General features: G+C 71.8%; 1 protein-coding gene. It reads left to right on the forward strand.

The features are described from left to right. On the forward strand, positions 1–6,727 hold a 6,727-nt coding region (locus tag A7A76_RS04910), incomplete at both ends, for an SDR family NAD(P)-dependent oxidoreductase (RefSeq protein ID WP_206410144.1).

A 6,727-nucleotide genomic window follows, 5' to 3' on the forward strand; every position in this document is an offset into this window, starting at 1 on the left:
CCGCAGCGCAGCCGCGCCCGCCACGGTCGCCGTCGCGGCGCCGGCGCCCCGCCCGGCCGAGCCGATCCGCCTGCTCGAACAGGACTTGCCGCACTTCCCGGCGCTGGAAGCGCGCGTGCGCGAACTGTTCGATGCGCACAAGAACGAAGGCTGTGTCTCGCGCGGCACCCGCAACATCGCGCCGAACCTGTTCGTCGGCGCGGCGCAGCGAGGCTACTTCAATTACGCGCGCAGCGGTCATACCGTCCTGGTATATGCATATACCGGACCGGAAGACTATTTCGCGGAAATCGCCGGGGAAATGAGCGACTACTGCGCGCAGCGCGGTTTCCAGTTCAACCTGTTCATCGACCACGCGCTCGAGCGTATCGGCGATGCGGCCTTCACCGCCACGCCGTTCGGCGTGCTGCAGCGCGTGCACGGCCTGCGCGAGTTCAGCCTGGAAGGCGGGGCGATGAAGCGCCTGCGCTACCAGATCGCCAAGTTCGAGAAGGCCGGCGATTGCCGCACGGCCGAGTACGCCTGCGGCAGCGACCCGGCAGTGGACCGCGAGATCGCCGCGATCGTCGACCGCTGGTGCGACGGCAAGACCATGGTCAACCCGCTGATCCAGCTGGTCCGCGAGGAGATCGTGCAGGGCCGCCTGCATCCGCAGCATCGGCTGTTCCTGACCCGGCTCGACGGCGAGTTGCAGAACGTCATCCTGATCTCGCGGATGAGCGATGCGCTCAACGGCTATCTGATGGACCTGGAGTTCTACCCGCGCGAGATGCCGCTGGGCGGGCTGGAATACGCCATCGTCAACATCATGCGCACCCTGCGCGAGGAAGGCTGCGATCTGCTGAGCCTGGGCGGCACCTACGGCTGCCGTCTGGAGACTTCGGCCAATGCCGATCCGGCGGTGGACCGCATCCTCGACGATCTGCACAGCCAGGGCATCTTCAACGACGAAGGCAATCTGCAGTTCAAGAACAAGTTCCGCCCGCAGAACCGCACGATCTATCTGTGCCGGCCGGCCGCGGGCAGCGGCGGCGACAACGTGCTGGATCTGATCATGATGATCGCCGATCCGGCGCGTACGCAGACCTGCGAAGCGGACAACCACACCCATCGTCCGGGCGCCGTCGAAGCGGCGCCTGTGCAAGCCACGCCGCTGGTGCCTGCCGCAGCGGCCCGCAGCGAAGCGGGCAGCGAAATCCAGGGCGCGCTTGAGGGCCTGCAAGGCCAGCCGCGCTCGTTCGCGCTGGCGCGGCACGGCTTCAATCCGCTGAACCTGCCGGCCGGCGAGGTCGAATTCGATCTCAAGACCGATTCCTGGGCGCAGCTGGACTGCGATTACGTCGCCGCCGGACTCGCCGCGCTGCGCGCGCGCCTGGGCGAGGCGGCGGATCTGGACGGCGCCTTGCGCGCGCTGTTCCCGTTCCGCCACTTCGTCCTCGCCGGCTCCGGCCGCGATGCCGAACGCCTGCTGTGCCGCGCCTGGGGCGCGTCCGGCACGGTGCTGCAGAACCTGCTGTTCCCGACCGCGATCTATCACCAGATCGAGCACGGCCTGAGCCCGCGCGAGCTGCCGCATCCGCAGCTGTTCCAGCTCGACGCGCCGTATCCGTACAAGGCCGAGCTCGACTGGCCGGCGCTGCAGCAGGCCTTGGTCGAACCCGGCGCGAGCTTCGCGTTCTGCTGGATCGAACTGAGCGACAACGCCAGCGGCGGCCAGCCGCTGTCGCTGGCGCATCTGCGCAAGCTCAAGGCGGCGCTGGCCGAGCGCGGCATCGCGCTGGTGCTCGACGCCACCCGCGCGCTGGAAAACGCGCACTACCTCGCCGCGCATTCGCCCGAGTTCGCCGGCCGCGACCTGTGGGACGCCTTGCGCGAACTGCTGAGCTGCGCCGACGCGGCCACGGTCAGCCTGGCCAAGGACTTCGGCGTGGCCAAGGGCGGCCTGATCGCCTGCAACGACGATGCGCTGCTGCGCCGCCTGCACGAGGCGGCCGCGCACGAGGGCGAGGGGCTGGATGCGGTCGAACGCAAGCTGCTGGCCCTGGCCTTGAGCGACCGCGACGGCATCGCCGCGCGGATCCAGCGCCGGGTCGCCGCCACCGCGGAACTGTGGCGCGCGCTCCAGCAGGGCGGCGTGCCGGTGGTGGCGCCGGCCGGCGGCCATTGCGTGCTGATCGACGTCAAGGCGATCGCCGCGTTCGCCGGCCTGGAGCGGCCGGTGGCCTCGTTCCTGGCCTGGCTCTACCTCGCCACCGGCGTGCGCGCCGGCGCCCACAGCGTCGGCATGCAGAAGGGCAACGCGCTCGATGCGCTGGTGCGCCTGGCGGTGCCGGTCGGGCTCAAGCCCGAACAGGCGGCGCAGATCGGCGCGCGCATCGCCGCGGCGCTGGCCGAACCGCGCGACATTCCCGAACTGCACGGCGGCGACGAACGCCCGGCCGATCCGTATGCGCGCTTCGCGCTGCGGCGTTACCTGCGTTCCAGCGCGGCGCAGGTCGCCGTCGATGCCGACGCGGCGGCGCCCGCCGCGGAAACCCCGGCCGTCGCGGTCGCCGCGCCCGCGCCGACGCGCGAAGACATCGCCGTCGTCGGCATGGGCGGCCGCTATCCCGGCGCCGCCTCGCTCGACGAGTTCTGGGACAACCTGCGCAGCGGCCGCGACAGCGTCGGCCCGATGCCACGCGAACGGCTGGCGCGGCGCCAGCGCAAGGCGCCCAGCCGCGATTACCGCGGCGGCTTCCTCGACAGCATCGACCGCTTCGATTCGCTGTTCTTCAACATCTCGCCGCGCGAAGCCGAGGTGCTGGACCCGCAGGAGCGCCTGTTCCTGGAAGTGGCCTGGGAAACGCTCGAGGACGCCGGCTACTACCCGGAACTGCTGGCGCAGGATCCGCGCACGCGCAAGGTCGGCGTGTACGTCGGCGCGGTCTGGGCGATGTACCAGATGCACGGGGTCGAGGAGAAACTGGCCGGGCGCCCGCTGACGCCGAACTCGTTCCTGTGGAGCGTGGCCAATCGCGTGTCCTACTGGATGAACTTCAGCGGGCCCAGCCTCAGCGTCGACACCGCCTGTTCTTCCAGCCTGACCGCGCTGCACCTGGCCTGCGAGGCGATCCGCAACGGCGAGTGCAGCGCCGCCCTGGTCGGCGGCGTCAACCTCGACCTGCACCAGCACAAGTTCGACATCAACCACGCCGGCGGCGCGCTATCGCCCGATGGCGTGTGCAGCAGCTTCGGCGCCGGCGCCAACGGTTATGTGGCCGGCGAGGGCGTCGGCGCGCTGCTGCTCAAGCCTTTGTCGCAGGCGCTGGTCGACCGCGACCAGATCTACGGCGTGATCCGCGGCGCGGTGGTCAACCACGGCGGCCGCACCAGCGGCTACACCGTGCCCAATCCGCGCGCCCAGGGCGAACTGGTGGCCGCGGCGCTGGCCAAGGCCGGCGTCGATCCGGCCAGCGTCGGCTATATCGAAGCGCACGGCACCGGCACCGAGCTCGGCGATCCGATCGAGATCGCCGGCCTGAGCCAGGCCTTCGCCGGCGCCGGCCTGCCGGCGCGCGCGTGCGCGGTCGGCTCGGTCAAGACCAACATCGGCCACCTGGAAGCCGCCGCCGGCGTAGTCGGCGTGAGCAAGGTGCTGTTGCAGATGCGCCATCGGCAACTGGTGCCGTCGCTGCACAGCGCCGAGCTCAATCCGCATATCGATTTCGATTCCACGCCGTTCTACGTGCAGCAAGCGCTGCAGGACTGGACGCCGCGCGGCGCCGCGCCGCTGCGCGCGGGCGTCAGCTCGTTCGGCGCCGGCGGCGCCAACGCGCATGTGGTGATCGAGCAATACCCGCAGGCCGTCGACGAAGAACCGGCGCCGGCGCCGCTGCTGTTCCCACTGTCGGCGCGCACGCCCGAGCAGCTGCGCGAGATGGCCCAGCGCCTGCGCGCGCACCTGCTGCGCGATTTCGTCGCCCACCGTCCGGTCGATATCGCCTACACCCTGCAGCACGGGCGCAAGACGTTCGAGCACCGGCTGGCGTTGGTCGCCTCGAACCGCGATGAGCTGATCGCGCGCCTCGATGCGTTCCTGTCCGGCGCCGCAGATGCCGATGTCATCAGCGGCCACGCCCGCGGCGGCGAAGGCCTGGCCCGGCTGCTCGACCGCAGCGAAAGAGAGCAATTGCTGGACCTGCTGGCGCGCAATCGCGACCCGCGCAAGCTCGCCCAGCTGTGGATCGAAGGCCTGCTGCCGGACTGCCGCGGCCTCGCCGCCGACGCCGGCCGGCGCGTGTCGCTGCCGACCTATCCGTTCGCCGACAAGCGCCACTGGATCGCCGGCGACGAACCGCTGGCGCTGGCCGGCGCGGCGGGCGCGAGCCTGCATCCGTTGCTCGACCGCAACGAGTCGACCTTTCAGCGCCAGTTGTTCGCCAAGCGCTTTCGCGCCGACGAGTTCGTGCTCGCCGATCATCTGGTCTCCGGCCGGCCGACCCTGCCGGGCACGGCGTATCTGGAAATGGCGCGCAAGGCCGGCGAACTGGCCACCGGCTGCGCGGTGCGCGCGATCCGCAACGTCACCTGGATCAGCCCGCTCAGCGCCGAGCCGGGCGCGGCCACCGAGGCCTGGATCGAACTCAAGCCGGCGGCCGAAAGCGTGCAGTTCGAGGTGTTCGGCGAAACCGGCGACGGCGGCAAGCGCTCTTACGCCCAGGGCCGGTTGCTGTTCCGCGGCGCGGACGAAGCGCCGCCGGCGGACGAATTCATCGATCTCGACGCGATCCGCGCGCGCTGCGCGCCGGCGCTGTCGGGGCCGCAGGCGTATCCGCTGTTCGAAGGCCTGGGCATGCGTTACGGCGCCAGCTTCCAGGCGCTGCAGGAAGTCGCGCGCAATCCGCAGGAAGTGCTGGCGCGGCTGCGCCTGCCGGCGCTGCGCGAGGCCGATGCCGGCTTCGAGCTGCACCCGTGTCTGCTCGACGCGGCCATGCAGGCCGGCGTGGTCGCCCAGCTCGGCGACGCCGGCGGCGAGATGAAGGTGCCGTACTCGCTGGGCGAGGTCGAACTGCGCCATCCGCTGAGCGTGGAGTGCTACAGCTACGTGACCCGCGGCGGCAATGCCGGTTCGGCGGTGTCGCGCGACGACGTCACCATCGTCGACGCCGACGGCCGGGTACTGGCGCGCATCCGCGAGGCGGTCGGCGTGCCGCTGGCGCAGGTGCACGAGAAACCCGCGGCGGCCGCGCAGGCCGACGGCGAAGACGCGTTCGAAGAGCTTTACTACAGCCACGAGTGGCGCGCCGCCGAACTCGGCGAGGGCGCCGACGACGGCACCGCGCTGTGGCTGCTCGACAGCGACGAGACCCTGCATGCGGCGCTGCGCGCGCGCGGCGTGGATGCGGCGCTGGCGCTGCCGGGCACGGACTACGCCGACCTCGGCGACGGCCGTTTCCGCCTGGACCCGCGCGAACGCGAGCATTACACGCGCGCGCTCGTGGCCTTGGCCGCGCAGGGGCGCGCGCCGCAGCGCATCGTCTGCCACTGGGCGCAGGCCGAGGCGCCGCAGGACCAAGCCGCGCTCGACGCCGCGCTGGCGCGCGCGCCATATGCGCTGCTGGCGCTGGCGCAGGCGCTGGCCGAGAGCAAGCCGGCCGGGCGCGTGCGCCTGTGCTGGCTGCATCGCGGCGGCGCGGCGCTGCAGCCGCACAACGAGGCGGTCGACGGCTTCCTGCGCAGCCTGGCGCTGGAGCATCCCAAGTTCGATTGCAAGACCGTGGCCCTGGACGAGGCGCCGGCCGAACGCGTGGCGCTGCGGGTGCTGGCCGAACTCGACGCGCGCGCCCAGCTCGAGCCGAGCGCGCGCTATCGCGACGGCGCGCGCGAGATCCGCCGTCTGGCGCGGATCGAACCGGCCGCGCACGCCGCGCCGGCCGCACGCGAGAACCCGGTCTACGTCATCACCGGCGGCGCCGGCGGCCTGGGCCTGCTGTTCGCCGAACATTTCGCCCGCCGGGGCGGCGCGCGCCTGCTGTTGACCGGGCGCAGCGCGCTGGACCCGCAGCGCGAGGCCGAACTCGAACGGCTGCGCGGACTCGGCGCACAGGCGATCTACGTCGCCGCCGACGTGTCGCGCGCCGACGAGGCCGAGCGGGTGCTGGCGCTGGCGCGCGACCGCTACGGCCGCATCGACGGCATCGTCCACGCCGCCGGCGTGCTGCGCGACAGCTTCGCCCGCAACAAGAGCGCGCAAGACCTCGACGCGGTGTTCGCGCCGAAGATCCAAGGCGCGCTGAATCTGGACCGCTTCAGCGCCGGCGACGAGCTCGACTGCTTCGTGCTGTTCTCCTCGCTGGCCGCGCTCGGCGGCAACACCGGCCAGTGCGATTACGCCTACGCCAACCACTGGCTGGACAGCTTCGCCGCGCAGCGCGAGACCTTGCGCGCGGCCGGCCTGCGCCACGGCCGCAGCCTCAGCGTGAACTGGTCGCTGTGGGCCGACGGCGGCATGAAGCTCGACCCGCAGACCGAGCTGTTCTTCCGCAAGAACCTCGGCATCAAGCCGCTGGACGCCGCGGTCGGCGTGGCCGCGCTGGACAAGGCGCTGAGCCTGGGCCGCGCCCAGGTCGCGGTGCTGGAAGGCGCGCGCGCCAAGATCGAGCAGGCGTGGGGATTGAACCGCGAGATCGCGGTCGCGCCGCTGGCGGCGCCGGCGGTCGCGGCCGCCGCAGCGCCGGTGCCGGCC

Origin of the sequence: Lysobacter enzymogenes, from assembly GCF_017168095.1 — a bacterium.
In the GTDB taxonomy this organism is placed as follows: Bacteria; Pseudomonadota; Gammaproteobacteria; order Xanthomonadales; family Xanthomonadaceae; genus Lysobacter; species Lysobacter enzymogenes_D.